This is a genomic window from Dellaglioa sp. CoH-56-MRSF-11 (assembly GCF_056782135.1).
In genome coordinates, this window is record NZ_JBXAYE010000002.1 from 244,935 (window position 1) to 258,754 (window position 13,820).

Genomic DNA, 13,820 nt, shown 5'->3' on the forward strand with positions numbered 1-13,820 from the left:
GAGTTCCGCTATTTAGTTTCGCCCTCTTCAGTCTTTTATTAATTTGTTAACGATTTAATTGCCGCATCATAGGCAGGATCATTTTTTGAAATTTTTTTCTGAACTAATGTTTCAATTTTTAAAGCAGTATCTTTGTTAACTTCGCCCGTTTGAGTTAAAGTATTTTCTTTTTGTAACATTTTTACTGCATTAACCGTTGATGTACCAAAGTAACCATTATTTTTGTCTTTATAATAATTAAGTGCGCTTAAGTAAACTTGAATCGTTTTAACTTGAGGTGTAACGTCTTCATATTTATATGTTTTATCAGTATTAATTAGTGGTGAATAAGCATACGCAGGATAATCAGCTGAAATAGTAGGCTTAATCCCTTTTTTATTAATCCAAGAACCATCAGGTGTTAGCCATTTAGCAATGGTAACTTTTAATTCTGTTTTATCTGTAAAGGTATTGATTGTTTGGACGGTACCTTTTCCATAAGATGTTGACCCAATTAATTTATCATTACCAGATTGGTTAAGTGCGGCTGCTAAAATTTCAGAAGCACTTGCACTATCTTTATTAATGACAACAGCTGTTTTTTCTGTGACTTTAAATCCTGAGTCATATTTTTTACCAGCCTTATATACTTCAGGAGAACCCGTTTTGCCTTGTACCTGCATAATTGTTTGACCATCTTTTAAGAACATTGATCCAATCGCTAATGCTTGATCCATAAGGCCACCTGGATTATCACGAACATCAATGACAAACGATGTAGCGCCATCTTTTCTAAGTGACTTCACTGCAGATTTGACTTCGTTAGATGTATCCTCAGAAAATGTACTAATTTGAATATATCCTACTTTTTTATTCTTTTTCGAAATACTACTATAGACTGTTTTAACAGGAATATCATCTCGTTTTATTGAAACATTAAATGTTGATGAATCACGTTTAATAGTTAGTTTCACTATTGTTCCTTTTTTACCTCTAATTTTTGAAACAGCTTTTTCTAAACTGAGACCATAAATAGATTTACCATCTATTTTTTGGATAATATCATCTGTCTTCAAACCAGCCTTTTTAGCTGGTGTTCCTTTAATAGCTGAAACAATCTGAATATTTTTCTTGCTAATTTTGACTTCAGCACCGATTCCAACAAATTTACTAGAAATAGTTGAATTTAAATTAGTCGCATCTTCTTTACCTAAATAGGCCGTAAATTTATCTCCAGTAGAGTCGACCATACCATTGATAGCCCCATCGACTAATTTTTTCTTACTGATATTTTTATAATAAGAATTATTTAGTGCCGAATAAACAGACTCAATTTTGGCTAAATCTGAACTAGTCGTTTGTAATGACCCAACTAATGTATTAATTTGACTAATTGCAAAAAAATACATTGCAGCAGCTCCGACTATAAAAGATAAACAAATTGACCCTATTAAGGTCCAAAAATGACGACCAAATCTAAAACGTTTTTCTTTTTTATCTTTTTCCATAATTTAATTCCCCACTAATTCATTTTGTCTAAATATCGGGCCCAAGCGTCATCAAAAATTGTCATTGAAGGTAAATATCCTGCATTTAATTCAAGATAATTAGAAAGAAAGTCATACTTATCTGACAATTTAGGAAAACTTTGATCATAAAATGCATTATTTGCAAATTGGGACACCTCATCCGTACCGTGATCATTGCGTTCGGTCATTAAAAATTGATAAAATGTTTGTCTCATAAATTGATACCTCATTTAATTTAAAGGGATAGAAACATCGAATTTAAAAACATTCGTTTTTAAATCAATTTTGGTTGCACTAGCTTGTATACCATTCTCAATATCTAGTTTTTTTAAGTTAAGCATAATTGTTTGTTCTTTGCTATTAATCGTAATCCAATTTGGTAAATCATATGCATTTTTTACATAATCCATTATAAACTTTTTAGGAACTGGTAATGAACCTACAGCAACAGATTTTGCTTTTAACAAGATATTACCATCATCTGTTACAACTGGATCTGAATATAATGTGAATGAAATATTTTGTCCTAAAATTTTTGTTGTGCCCATTAATATAGCAGATTTATCTACTAAAAACCGATATTTAATTGATTGACCTTTTTGAATTGATTTTAAATAATAATTAATGGTTCCGTTAAGTTGTTCCTTGTTCATTTCCACGCTTAGTTCTGTTCTTTTTGTTGCTTTTGAAGTGGTTTGAGTTGTTAGTGTCTTTTGATCTTGGGATTGGTTCATAATACTAACGGAAAAATAAAGTAGTACGCCAATCAATAAAGAAAATAATATGATAAACGCAACTTTCCATGCGTTAAAAGTGGTTGATGTTTTTTCTGTTCTTTTCGGCATAATTCTCCTCATTATTTAAATAAATGATGTTCTTCCATTGATTTGAACAACAAATCAGTCATTTTTTTATAACCTTTTTTATTTGGATGAAAATGATCAGTTATAGAAATATAGTTATTTTTTTCATCTTTTTCTTGCAAGACACTTTCAAGATTAAAACTAGATAAATCAGATAAGTCTGAGCTACCCAAAGTCTTGGCTAATTTACTTGTTTTACCATAATATTGTCCTTCAGAAAGCTGTTTTTCAACACTAACAAAATAACTATTTTTATCATTTTTAACAACCTTGTTGGTTACGTTATTCCATGATTTAACAATCGTTTTCATACTACTCATTTCGGGGAAATAAACGTAAAATGGGTTATACACTCCTATAACGTAGATAGGCGCGCTATTATTATATTTTCTAATCTCTTTAAATAAATCATTTAAATTTTTTGTATAAGTCATTTTTTCAGTATCAATAGCTTTATTTAACTTATCAGTATCATTAGATAAAATGTTTTTTTGTATAACCTGTAATAGGTCATTCCCACCAACTGTTAATGTAATAACAGTGGCTTTTTTTAACGTTTTTTGCATTTTGGGTTGTTTCTTTAATCTGCTATAAATTTGATCACTTCGATCTCCTGATAAGCCAAAGTTAGAGGCAGTTACTTTCATATTTTTATCAGTATTTATTTTTTCTGTAATTAATGAAACGAATCCACCTTTATTCGTTTCATCTCCGACACCCTGCGTTAAAGAATCACCAAGGGATACTAGCTTAAGAGCTGTTTTTTTATGGGGCACTGTTATTAAAGAATGATTCGAAAAATGGCCGGTTGCAAACCACAGCCCACTAAATATAAGACCACTTAGTACTAAAATACTTAAAATAGTAATGGAAAAGCTTTTAAAAAATTTCAAAAAATCATTCCTTTATTTAATTAAAAAAACCGGACAAAAACAGCTGTTTTTGGACCAGTTTAAAAATAATTATTTAATATATTAGTCTTTATCTGTGTAGAACATCACTGCAAAAGCCCCTGGACCACCATGCGTCGCAATAATAGGTGCTGTCTGTCGAACTAGAATATCAACTTTTGGGACTGCTGTTTGTAATAAATCGCGAACTTCAAATGCCTTTTTTTCATTTCCAGCATGAGAAATACCTACTGCTTTAACATTAGGTGTACTTTTTAATTCTTCAACTAAATCTGCAATAAATCTGTTAACCGTCTTCATACCACGGCCTTTATTTTTAATTTTTAATTCGCCATCAATCATTTCCAAAATAATCTTCATATTTAAAACACTTGAAAGAACACCAGTTAATCTTGATATACGTCCACCTTTGACCAGATTATCCAGAGTCATAACGGCCATATTTAGAGTTGAATTCTTACGGATTTCAGAAATTTTTGTTAAAATATCATCCATTGATGCACCTGAATTTGCTAACTTAGCAGCTGCTAAGACTTGAAAAGCCATACCTCGATCAGTAGAACGAGTATCAACAACGGTTACATCGGATTGACTCATTTCTGCAGCTTGCTCTGCAGTATGAACTGTACCACTAATTTGGTCAGTCATGTTAAGTGAGAGAACTTGGCTACCATCTGCCCCAAGACTGTCAAACATTTCTACAAAAGTACCAATTGGTGGCTGACTTGTTTTAGGTAACGTTTTTGACGTTTCCATTTTAGTCTCAAATTCGTCATTTGTAATTGATTCACCTTCAACGTAAATAGTATCATCAATCATAACGCTTAGAGGTATAATGCTAATGTCATTTTCTTTTATTTCATTATCTGTTAATCCAACAGATGAATCCGTTATTATTTTAATTTTTTTCATGTTTCTTCATCCACACTTTCTTAACAAAAGTTTTTAATCATGATACAATAATGTCACTATAAACTTTTCTATTTATAATGTCTAGTATATCAGAATTACTGGTCTATTTCACATAGAAATTGATGACTGAGGTGTTTTTTTGGAACATAATTACAGTAGAAGGTATCTCATCTTAAATGAGGTATTAAACGCGGTAACTCATGGTATTGGTCTTGGGTTAAGTATAGCGGGATTGATTTTTTTACTTATTAAAGGTGCTCATAATGGTAGTGCATTAGAAATTACCTCGTATGCTATATATGGTTCATCTTTGGTACTGCTGTACTTAACTTCTACCCTATTTCATAGTTTAATATTTACACGAGCAAGAACTGTTTTTCAAATCTTCGATCATAGTAGTATCTATATTCTGATAGCAGGTACTTATACGCCTTATTGTCTTCTCTCTGTTGGTGGGGCATTAGGTTGGACACTATTCGGAATCATCTGGATGATGACCGTTTTAGGAATTATTTATAAATCAATTTGGTTGGGTCATTTTAAAACAATTTCAACCATCATTTATCTAATTATGGGCTGGCTTTGTTTGAGCGCAATGATGCCACTTTATAATAGCCTCGGTACAATTGGGTTCTGGCTACTTGTTTCTGGTGGCATTGCGTTCACAATCGGCGCTGGAATTTATAGTATAAACGGTGTTAAGTACTTACATGTCGTTTGGCATTTATTTGTGATGTTAGGTACAGGATTAATGTTTTTTTCTATTTTATTATATACTTAAAGTTAAAAAGCGAAGACACATCCGTATTGGATATGTCTTCGCTTTTTAATTATTTTTTATCATAAATTCTAAATTCATGATCATATACATTTTTTTTGTCAATCATTCCCGGAATCGTTTCAATTAATTTCCAATGAGTATAATCAATAGGAATCATCATCACATCACCATCAAACGTAGCGTTAATTTTTGTTTGATACAATCTATTAACTTTTACATACATTTCAGAAAATAATGTTGCGCCACCAATAACAAAAATATCTTCAGAATATGTTTCTAATAAATCATTCAACTCTGGTATTGAATGAACAATCTTTAGAGTATCTGTTTCAACTAAATCGTTTTTACTTGAAAGAACAATATTAATTCGATTTGGTAATAGTCCCGGAAAACTTTCAAATGTATTTCTGCCCATAACAACGACCTTATTAAGCGTTGTTTTCTTAAAAAATTTTAAATCATTTGGTAAGTACCAAGGTAGCTTACCCTTATATCCAATATGATGTTCACTGTCTTCAGCCCAAATAAAATTAATCATTATTGACTCTCCTTAAGTAAATATTAAACTGCAACAGGCGCTTTAATAGGTGGTGCAGGATTATAGTCTTCTATTTTAATATCCGTCATATCGTATTCAAAAATACTATTTTTATCAGGATTTAACCATAATTTTGGCATGGGTTGCACTTCACGAGAAAGTTGTTCCTTCACTTGTTCTATATGATTATTGTAAATATGGGCATCGCCTAATGTGTGAATGAATTCACCAACTTCAAGTCCAACCTCTTTAGCAATTAGATGAGTTAATAACGCATAACTTGCAATATTAAATGGTACACCTAAAAAGACATCGCCACTTCTTTGATATAATTGACAACTTAATTTACCATCAGCCACATAAAATTGAAATAACGTATGGCAAGGTGGTAATGCCACATTTGGTACATCTTCTGGGTTCCAAGCGGACACAATTAATCTTCTAGAATCAGGTGTTTTTTTGATTGCTTCAATAACATCTTTAATTTGGTCAATCGTATCACCTTGTCTAGTTTTCCAATTACGCCACTGACTACCATAAACGTCACCTAATTCACCAAACTTTTTTGCAAATTCATCGTCTTCAATAATTTTATCGCAAAAAAGGTTTTTCTGTACTTCATATTCTTTTTTAAAATCAGTCTCTAAAAGTGATCGATGTCCAAAATCAGTCATATCTGGACCCATATACTGAGAACTTTCAATGTAATTTTTAAAAGCCCATTCGTCCCAAATATGATTCTTATGTTTCAATAAATATTGGATATTAGTATCACCTTTTAAGAACCACAGTAACTCACTCTTAATTAAACCAAATGGTACTTTTTTAGTTGTTAGTAGTGGGAATCCTTGACTTAAGTCAAACCTCATTTGATAGCCAAAAAGACTTTTAGTTCCCGTTTTTGTACGATCAGATTTATCATTTCCGTTCATTAAAATATCACGTTCAAGTTGCAAATATGTTTCTTCCATACGAAAATTACCCCTTTTCTGCATATTTACCTAAATAGTCCCAACGATTCATCTTTTCTTCAATTTCATCATCTAAATTATCAATTGACACTTGTAGTTCACTTAATGCTACAAAATCATTGCCATTGATATTCGACATATCACTTTCAGCTTTTTCTTTCTTAGCTTCTAAATTATCAATTGTCTGTTCAATTGTTTCAAATTCTTTTTGTTCAGCATAAGTTAATTTAACTTTTAATTTATCGTCAGAAATGGTGTCGTGTTCGATAATTTTTTCTTTTTTTGATATTGATACGGCATCATCCAGTGATTCTTTAGCAAGGTACGATGTAAATAATCCAGTATAACGATTAATTTTAGCATCGCCTTCAAAAATAAGTAATTGATCTGCAACTTTATCTAAAAAATATCTATCATGTGAGACAGTTATAACTGCGCCATTAAAAGATTCTAAATAGTCTTCAAGTACTGTTAATGTTCCAATATCTAAATCATTTGTAGGTTCATCTAGTAATAAGACATTTGGTTGTTGCATAAGTAATTTCAAGAGATAGAGTCTTCTTTTTTCACCACCGGATAGCTGTCTAATTAATGTCCCATGCATCGATCTTGGAAAAAGAAACTGCTCTAAAAGTTGTGTTGTACTTATTCGTTCGCCATGTTTATTTTCGATATTTTCACCAATTTCATTTAGATAGTTAATCATTCGTTTATCGCCAGGTATGGGTTCAGTTTGTTGCTGGTAATAACCTAATTTAACCGTTTCGCCCATTAGTAATTCGCCAGAGTTAAGTGGTAATTTTCCAGCAATTGCATTTAGTAAACTAGATTTACCAGCACCATTTTTACCGGTAATCCCGATTCTATCGCTCGCCTGAATCAACTCACTAAAATGATCAATAATTTTATGATTTTCTAAGACTAAACTAGCTTCTTTTAGCTCAATAACCTTTTTACCAAGCCGCTGTTGGCCTAGTCCAATTGAAACATCTTGATCAATTTGTAATGAATTCATATTTTCTTTTAAATCGTTAAAACGGTTAATTCGTGCTTGTTGTTTTGTTGATCTAGCTTTTGCTCCAGTACGCATCCAAGCTAGTTCCTTTTTATATAGCTGTTGTTCTTTATGCTCAGCGGTAACTTCCTGGGCAACTCTTTCAGCCTTTTGAGCAACGAAATCTTGATAGTTACCTTCATACGAGTGTAATTTACCAAATGATAGTTCTAAAATCTGGTTGGCAATTTGATCTAAAAAATACCGATCATGAGTAACAACAATTAAAGCTCCTTTGTACGTTTTAAGGTAACTTTCTAGCCATTCAATAGAACTAAAGTCCAAATGGTTTGTTGGTTCATCAAGAATTAATAAGTCAGGAGCTTGTATGAGTACTTGAGCCAAGCCAACTCTTTTTTTCTGTCCACCAGATAAGGTTGAGACTTTTTGTGTTAAATCCGTTATTTGTAATTGCGTTAGAATTGTTTTAACGTCATTATCGGCATTCCATGCATCTTCACGATTCATACGATCTTCCGCATCTGAGTAACGTTGCTGTAATTTTTCATCTTCAGGATGTTCACTATAGGCTGTTAAAACAGCTTCATAATGACGAATTGTTTCAAAAATAGGTGAAGCTCCTTCAAAAGCGGCTTCCATAATTGTCATATCATCATTTAATTCTGGTATTTGTTTTAAATAACTCATACGATAGTTATTTGGTTTAATTAAATCTCCTGAATCAGCTGGGTCAAGGTCTGTTAATGCATTTAATAACGTTGTTTTCCCTGAACCGTTAGTTCCAATCAATCCGATTCTATCTTTTTCATTAACAATAAAATTTAAATCATCAAATAATGTTTTTTCGCCGTATGTTTTCTTTAAATGTTCTACCCTCAGTGTTTGCATGTAATCACTCTCTTATCTAATTGATTCTCTTTTATAATTTGTATTACTAAGCATGTTTTGTAAAAAAAGAGATTAAATGATATTTAATCTCTTTTTTTACGCTAATTTTAACATTAGTTGCTTAGCCACTTTTAATAATTGAGTTGATTCGTTTGGGACTTCTTCTAGTAAAATACGATTTTCCAATATGGATAAAATTTGGCCTAATTTTTCACCTGGTTGAATACCAACATCTTTTATTAACTGTCGTCCATTAATTGCCATGTCTTTTTTAGACTTAATTGGAAGTGCAGTATAAGCAACTGTCAGCATTTCTGCATCTAAATTACTATTAAATATTGCTGCAACTTCATTTGCAATTAATAATAATTCTAATCCAGTTTCATACATCAGTTCTCGATTAACGGAATCATGAATAATACCGTTAAGTGCTTTGATAACTATTTGAACGTGTGTAATTAACTCATTTGAACTTTTCCATGAGATTAGAAAATGATTAATATTAGTTTCTGTTATCTTTAGAACATGAATAATTAACGACCAAGCAGCTACTTCTGATGTAAGTTTAATTGATTGCATTTTTGACATATCAGTTAGTTCCGATAAATAATTATTAAATTCGGGACAATATTTTACTAAATCTGATTCAACAAAATGTCGAAGTCCAATTTGAGGATTTTTTCCCAACAGTAATTTAATAAATTCAATATGAATCCGTTCAATAGCAATCTTTTTCAATAGTGGTGCATGTTTATTTAATGCTTTCTTCGTTTCCATTTCGATTGTGAAATCTAATTGGCTTGCAAATCTAATTGCCCTCATCATTCGTAAAGCATCTTCATTAAAACGTTCATCAGCAGTGCCAACAGCTCTAATGATGTGATTTTCTAAATCTTGTAGTCCGTTGAACAAATCAATAATCCGTCCATCATGTGTCATTGCTAAGGCATTGATTGTAAAATCACGACGTTTTAAATCTTCTTCTAAAGAGCGTACAAATTCAACATGATCTGGACGTCTAAAATCTTGATAAGTTGATTCTGTTCGAAATGTGGTGATTTCATAACCTTCTCCATGATCTAAAACCATAACAGTCCCATGTTGAATACCTGTATCTACCGTCTTATTAAAAATTTCCTTAATTTCCTCAGGGTATGCACTAGTGGCAATATCAATATCATGGATTGGTAATCCTAAGATAGTATCCCTAACACTTCCTCCGACAAAATATGCTTCAAAACCAGCATTTTCAATGGCTTTAATCACTGGTTCAGCATTAATGAAATCATCCGCAAGATTGGAAACTATCATAATATATTTTCCAATCCAACTAGTAATTCTTTATATTGTCCAATTTTTTCAGTAGCTAATGCAACACCAGACATGAATGAAATACGGTCAAATGAGTCCTGACGAATAGTTAATGCTTCACCCTCGCCACCAAATAAGACTTGTTCATGAGCAACATAGCCTGGTAAACGGACACTATGAATTCTCATGCCTTCAAAGGCTGCACCTCTCGCACCTGGTAATGTTTCTCTTTCATCAGGGTTGCCTTGAATTTTAGGTTTACGAACTTCAGCAATTAATTTTGCGGTATTTAAGGCTGTACCACTTGGAGCATCCAATTTATTATCATGATGCATTTCAATAATTTCAACGTCAGGTAAATACTTAGCAGCTTGTTGCGCAAATTGCATTAATAAAACAGCTGAAATACCAAAATTAGGAGCAATCAATCCACCTAATTTTTCTGTTTTACATAATTGTTTAAGTTCAGCTATATTATTTTCCGATAAACCCGTAGTCCCAATAACTGGTGACATATGTTTCGAAATAGCAAATTTAGTATTTTCGAAAACAACACTTGGGACAGTAAAATCAATCCAAACATCGGAAACTACGTTTATTTCATCTAGCTTATTGAATATTGGGACATTCTCTGTCTTATAGTCAGTAATTTCATTTATATTTTTTTCTGTAGCTGTAGTACTATAGACTCCAACTAATTCAAATAATGGATTTTCTAAGATCATATTTGTTGTAGTGGCACCCATTCGTCCTTTAAATCCAGCAACCAAAACTTTAATCATAGTAATCCTCCTCATCTTTAATTAATACAATCTAGTTTAACAGATTTATACTAGATTTAAAATGATAGTCAGCAGACATTCATCGATAATATGGTATGATATTTATATTGAATTTATTTCAGGGGGTAGAACTAATCTTAAAAAATGAACGAATTAAAATAATCGATTTAGTAATGATTGCGTTAGGTTGTTGTTTTTATGCATTTGGATTAGCAACCGTTAATATAACAAACCATCTTGCTGAAGGTGGTATAACCGGAGTTACTTTAATTTTACGTTATTGGTTTCATATTGATCCTGCGTATTCAACAATTGCAATTAATGTTCCATTAATCCTTATTGGTTACCGTTTTTTAGGTAAACGATCATTAGTCTATACTATATATGGAACAATAATGTTATCTCTTTTCTTATGGATTTGGCAACGTGTTCCGATTCAAATTAATGTAAATGATGATTTGTTTTTAGCAGGTATCCTTGCTGGTGCTTTTGGTGGCCTTGGGTCAGGCTTAGTATATCGTTTTGGTGGTACTACTGGTGGAACTGATGTAGTGGCTCGAATTTTTGAAAAAACACGTGGTATTCAAATGGGTAAGACAATTCTTGCCCTTGATATTGCTGTTTTGGTCATATCACTTAGCTACTTAGATTTAAGGCATATGATGTATACCCTACTAAGCTCATATGTTTTCTCAAAAATTGTTAACTTCACTCTTGAAGGTAGTTATTCTGGACTTGGCATCTTAATAATTAGTGACCAATATCAAATTATAACTAATGAAATTTGGGATAAATTAGGCAGAGGTGTTAGTTACATCAATGGTGAGGGATCTTATTCTCGCCAAAATAAAAAAATGATTTATGTTGTTATCAACCGTAATGAACTTCATCAGTTGAAGGAAATATTACAAAACCAGGATTCAAATGCTTTTGTTTCAATTAGTAGTGTTAATGAAGTACTGGGACAAGGGTTTAGTTTTAATCGACAAAAAAAGAATAAAATCACTAATATCACTAATATCTTTAATAAATGATTGGTCTTGCGCACTGCGATTTTTGCAGTGCGCTTTATTAGTGTGATATAGTTAAAGTAACTTATTGTTTATTACTAAAGGAGGCAATTAAATGAATTATCCCTATCAAAAAGCTTTTAATTTATCATTAGAATCCAACTCTTTGTCCCCATCAACAATTTTAGAATATAACTACGATATTCATGATTTTTTTAACTATCTTCTAAATTTTAATGATGCATTCTCTAATTCAATAATGGTTGAAACTATCTTAGAATCAGACGTTCGTCAATATTTAACTATGCTTCAAGATAAAAGAAATATTAAAAATTCAACATATACTAAGGTTTTATCGCATCTGAATGGTTATTTTAAATATTTATTTACCCATCAGATAAATACTCATATTCCAACATTAATGTTAAAAGGGAAAAAAAATATCGCAAATTCTGTTATAACCTTCAATTGGTTAATAGACTTCGACTCTTATCTTTTAAATTCAGAAATTAGCTACTATTCTCGACTTGTTTTATTAATGACACGGCATTTCTTTAAAATTTCAGAAATCTTACAACCTGGTTTTTTCGTTAGCTTTAAACAATTAACATTTACGGAAACAGAGGAATTATTTTTGAAGCAATTCAATACCTATATTAAACAACTACAAATTTTACAAAACTCCAACGATTGCTTTTTAAAACTGCGTAAAAATGTTGAAGCACCTTTATTATCTTTACCTGGTCTACATAAATTTTTAAAGAAAGATTTACAATTTATTGCGCCAAATGTTTCACCACGTCTGCTGTACCAGTCAGCTATTTGTTTTTCTATTCTCACTAACAATACGATGACAGATTCAGAAATTATGATGACGTTAAGAATTGATCCAAATTCACTTTTATACTACCGTCATTTAATTATTGAACAAAAATTAATCATATAAACCTTAAAAGAGCAACAAAAAGGAGCTAGAAAAATTCTAGCTCCTTTTTGTTGCCCAAATATTTTTAAATTATGCTACTTTTCGCCATAACTTTATCTAACCAATAGTCTTAATAATTCGTGCTGGATTACCTGCGATTAAAACATTATCAGGTACATCTTTTGTTACCACACTACCAGCACCAACGACGACATTATTTCCAATCGTGACACCAGGTAAAACAATCACTGATCCACCAAACCAACAATCATCACCAATTGTAATTGGTGCATCATATTGCCATCCTTCACGACGTAAATTTTTGTCCATAGAATGATGATTAGGTGTATATAACTGACAATTAGGCCCAATGAAACAGTGTTCTCCAATTGTTATTTGTCCTGCACTTAAAATCTGTAAATTAGAATTAATAAATGTGCCTGACCCTATTTTTAACATTTCCGGCCATTCTATAGTTGAAATTGGAAAATATATTTCAGCAGATTTTTCCATATTAGGTAAAAATTCTTTAAGCATTTTATCTGCATCATTCGTATCATGAGCCGCCAATTTATTTATTTTATAAATAGTTTGTGCACTTGTTTTAACAGTTTTTTGAGCCCATTCTTCTTTAGAATATTGGTACCAATCGCCATCTATAATTTTCTCAGTAATACTTTTTTTACTCAATCGTTCAATTTCTTTTTCGTTTAAATCTTTCATGTCCCTACCCCCGATATATAATTTTAGATAATTAATCGCCATTTAAACAACATTACCTATCTAAAATTATATCCTTAATAGCAATTAAAAAGCAAAAAATAATAATATCATTTATAAATATACCATCATAAATTCTATAATCTCTTTTCAAAAATTAAATTTTGGTCATTTTGTTCTATAAAGTGATAATTATTAGTCTTAGCTACTTTCAAACTTTTTATATTATTCAAATCTAGTATTATTTTTAATTTTTTTAACTTATATTCCTTTATAGCTAGTTTCTCAAGTTCTGTTAAGGCCTTTGACATTATTCCGCGTCCTACATACGACTTGTCTAACCAATAACCAACCTCAGCAGTTCCCATATGTAAATCTATTCCATGTAAATCAATCATGCCAACGATATTCTTATTAATTTTTATAGCGAAAATTAATTTAGTTTCATCCTTAAAAGAGTCTCTTAAAAAAATTATTTCATCATTAATCGATTTCATAGCATTAACCCATGGAAGCCACTCACTTAATTCAAGACGATTACGACTAATTAAATTAAATATTTCAGTACTATCTTCTAATTTTGGTATCACTATCTGATTTGTAATCATTTTACTTCCCCTTCTTTAAGCAAATCTTACAAATTGCTAACAAAAAACGCTTATACCAAAAGAATGATATAAACGTT

The 13,820-nt window shown here is 31.3% G+C and carries 15 protein-coding genes; 3 read left to right on the forward strand and 12 right to left on the reverse strand.

The genetic code is table 11. The features are described 5' to 3' along the window. Positions 1 to 38: 38 nt before the first annotated feature. From AC1RPT_RS03130 to AC1RPT_RS03150, 5 genes are all read right to left on the reverse strand, one after another. The gene (locus AC1RPT_RS03130; RefSeq protein ID WP_481761331.1) at positions 39 to 1,487 is read right to left on the reverse strand and encodes a S41 family peptidase; all 1,449 of its coding nucleotides are present in this window, start codon (positions 1,485 to 1,487) and stop codon (positions 39 to 41) included. 14 nt (positions 1,488 to 1,501) lie between these two features. Next, positions 1,502 to 1,723, reverse strand: coding sequence for a YozE family protein (locus AC1RPT_RS03135; RefSeq protein WP_409022525.1), 222 nt, complete (start codon positions 1,721 to 1,723; stop codon positions 1,502 to 1,504). 15 nt (positions 1,724 to 1,738) lie between these two features. Then, the gene (locus AC1RPT_RS03140) at positions 1,739 to 2,353 is read right to left on the reverse strand and encodes a YpmS family protein (RefSeq protein WP_409022524.1); all 615 of its coding nucleotides are present in this window, start codon (positions 2,351 to 2,353) and stop codon (positions 1,739 to 1,741) included. Between the two features lie 11 nt (positions 2,354 to 2,364). After that, positions 2,365 to 3,264, reverse strand: coding sequence for an SGNH/GDSL hydrolase family protein (locus AC1RPT_RS03145; RefSeq protein WP_481762178.1), 900 nt, complete (start codon positions 3,262 to 3,264; stop codon positions 2,365 to 2,367). Between the two features lie 81 nt (positions 3,265 to 3,345). Further along, positions 3,346 to 4,194 carry a DegV family protein gene (locus AC1RPT_RS03150; protein WP_481761333.1) on the reverse strand — a complete coding sequence of 283 codons (849 nt, stop codon included), beginning with the start codon at positions 4,192 to 4,194 and terminating at the stop codon, positions 3,346 to 3,348. A gap of 139 nt (positions 4,195 to 4,333) precedes the next feature. Here AC1RPT_RS03150 and trhA point away from each other — a divergent pair, with 139 nt between their 5' ends. Continuing rightward, positions 4,334 to 4,975, forward strand: a complete 642-nt coding sequence (trhA, locus tag AC1RPT_RS03155) for a PAQR family membrane homeostasis protein TrhA (protein ID WP_481761334.1) — start codon at positions 4,334 to 4,336, stop codon at positions 4,973 to 4,975. A gap of 49 nt (positions 4,976 to 5,024) precedes the next feature. On the opposite strand, the gene AC1RPT_RS03160 is transcribed toward trhA, so the two are convergent. The 5 genes from AC1RPT_RS03160 to dapB all read right to left on the reverse strand — a co-directional run bounded on the left by AC1RPT_RS03160 (position 5,025) and on the right by dapB (position 10,480). Then, positions 5,025 to 5,513, reverse strand: coding sequence for a dihydrofolate reductase (locus tag AC1RPT_RS03160; protein WP_481761335.1), 489 nt, complete (start codon positions 5,511 to 5,513; stop codon positions 5,025 to 5,027). A gap of 23 nt (positions 5,514 to 5,536) precedes the next feature. Continuing rightward, positions 5,537 to 6,484 (reverse strand): thymidylate synthase, encoded by a 948-nt coding sequence (locus AC1RPT_RS03165; RefSeq protein ID WP_481761336.1) that lies wholly within the window; start codon positions 6,482 to 6,484, stop codon positions 5,537 to 5,539. A gap of 7 nt (positions 6,485 to 6,491) precedes the next feature. Then, a complete protein-coding gene (locus AC1RPT_RS03170) occupies positions 6,492 to 8,387 on the reverse strand; it encodes an ABC-F family ATP-binding cassette domain-containing protein (RefSeq protein WP_481761337.1) in 1,896 nt (631 codons plus the stop codon). 96 nt (positions 8,388 to 8,483) lie between these two features. Next, positions 8,484 to 9,698 (reverse strand): CCA tRNA nucleotidyltransferase, encoded by a 1,215-nt coding sequence (locus AC1RPT_RS03175; RefSeq protein ID WP_481761338.1) that lies wholly within the window; start codon positions 9,696 to 9,698, stop codon positions 8,484 to 8,486. Then, positions 9,695 to 10,480 (reverse strand): 4-hydroxy-tetrahydrodipicolinate reductase, encoded by a 786-nt coding sequence (gene dapB / locus AC1RPT_RS03180; protein WP_409022516.1) that lies wholly within the window; start codon positions 10,478 to 10,480, stop codon positions 9,695 to 9,697. The genes AC1RPT_RS03175 and dapB overlap by 4 nt, the downstream gene beginning before the upstream one ends. A gap of 173 nt (positions 10,481 to 10,653) precedes the next feature. Here dapB and AC1RPT_RS03185 point away from each other — a divergent pair, with 173 nt between their 5' ends. Further along, entirely contained in the window at positions 10,654 to 11,514 is an 861-nt protein-coding gene (locus tag AC1RPT_RS03185) for a YitT family protein (protein ID WP_481761410.1), read from the forward strand. Between the two features lie 91 nt (positions 11,515 to 11,605). Continuing rightward, on the forward strand, positions 11,606 to 12,436 hold the full coding sequence (locus tag AC1RPT_RS03190; RefSeq protein WP_481761339.1) for a site-specific integrase: 831 nt from the start codon (positions 11,606 to 11,608) through the stop codon (positions 12,434 to 12,436). Between the two features lie 96 nt (positions 12,437 to 12,532). Here AC1RPT_RS03190 and AC1RPT_RS03195 read toward each other — a convergent pair whose 3' ends face one another. Together AC1RPT_RS03195 and AC1RPT_RS03200 are read right to left on the reverse strand one after the other, a co-directional pair. Further along, positions 12,533 to 13,138 (reverse strand): sugar O-acetyltransferase, encoded by a 606-nt coding sequence (locus AC1RPT_RS03195; RefSeq protein ID WP_481761340.1) that lies wholly within the window; start codon positions 13,136 to 13,138, stop codon positions 12,533 to 12,535. Between the two features lie 134 nt (positions 13,139 to 13,272). Then, positions 13,273 to 13,743: a GNAT family N-acetyltransferase gene (locus tag AC1RPT_RS03200; RefSeq protein WP_481761341.1), complete on the reverse strand. Its 471-nt coding sequence runs from the start codon at positions 13,741 to 13,743 to the stop codon at positions 13,273 to 13,275. Between the last annotated feature and the right edge of the window lie 77 nt (positions 13,744 to 13,820).

Bases quoted from the DNA above. Each gene is read 5' to 3' on its own strand.
- AC1RPT_RS03190 (WP_481761339.1), top strand. From the start codon at position 11,606: ATGAATTATCCCTATCAAAAAGCTTTTAATTTATCATTAGAATCCAAC.
- AC1RPT_RS03170 (WP_481761337.1), bottom strand. From the start codon at position 8,387: ATGCAAACACTGAGGGTAGAACATTTAAAGAAAACATACGGCGAAAAA.
- AC1RPT_RS03185 (WP_481761410.1), top strand. From the start codon at position 10,654: ATGATTGCGTTAGGTTGTTGTTTTTATGCATTTGGATTAGCAACCGTT.
- AC1RPT_RS03140 (WP_409022524.1), bottom strand. From the start codon at position 2,353: ATGCCGAAAAGAACAGAAAAAACATCAACCACTTTTAACGCATGGAAA.
- AC1RPT_RS03150 (WP_481761333.1), bottom strand. From the start codon at position 4,194: ATGAAAAAAATTAAAATAATAACGGATTCATCTGTTGGATTAACAGAT.
- AC1RPT_RS03200 (WP_481761341.1), bottom strand. From the start codon at position 13,743: ATGATTACAAATCAGATAGTGATACCAAAATTAGAAGATAGTACTGAA.
- AC1RPT_RS03165 (WP_481761336.1), bottom strand. From the start codon at position 6,484: ATGGAAGAAACATATTTGCAACTTGAACGTGATATTTTAATGAACGGA.
- AC1RPT_RS03135 (WP_409022525.1), bottom strand. From the start codon at position 1,723: ATGAGACAAACATTTTATCAATTTTTAATGACCGAACGCAATGATCAC.
- AC1RPT_RS03195 (WP_481761340.1), bottom strand. From the start codon at position 13,138: ATGAAAGATTTAAACGAAAAAGAAATTGAACGATTGAGTAAAAAAAGT.
- AC1RPT_RS03130 (WP_481761331.1), bottom strand. From the start codon at position 1,487: ATGGAAAAAGATAAAAAAGAAAAACGTTTTAGATTTGGTCGTCATTTT.
- AC1RPT_RS03160 (WP_481761335.1), bottom strand. From the start codon at position 5,513: ATGATTAATTTTATTTGGGCTGAAGACAGTGAACATCATATTGGATAT.
- AC1RPT_RS03175 (WP_481761338.1), bottom strand. From the start codon at position 9,698: ATGATAGTTTCCAATCTTGCGGATGATTTCATTAATGCTGAACCAGTG.
- dapB (WP_409022516.1), bottom strand. From the start codon at position 10,480: ATGATTAAAGTTTTGGTTGCTGGATTTAAAGGACGAATGGGTGCCACT.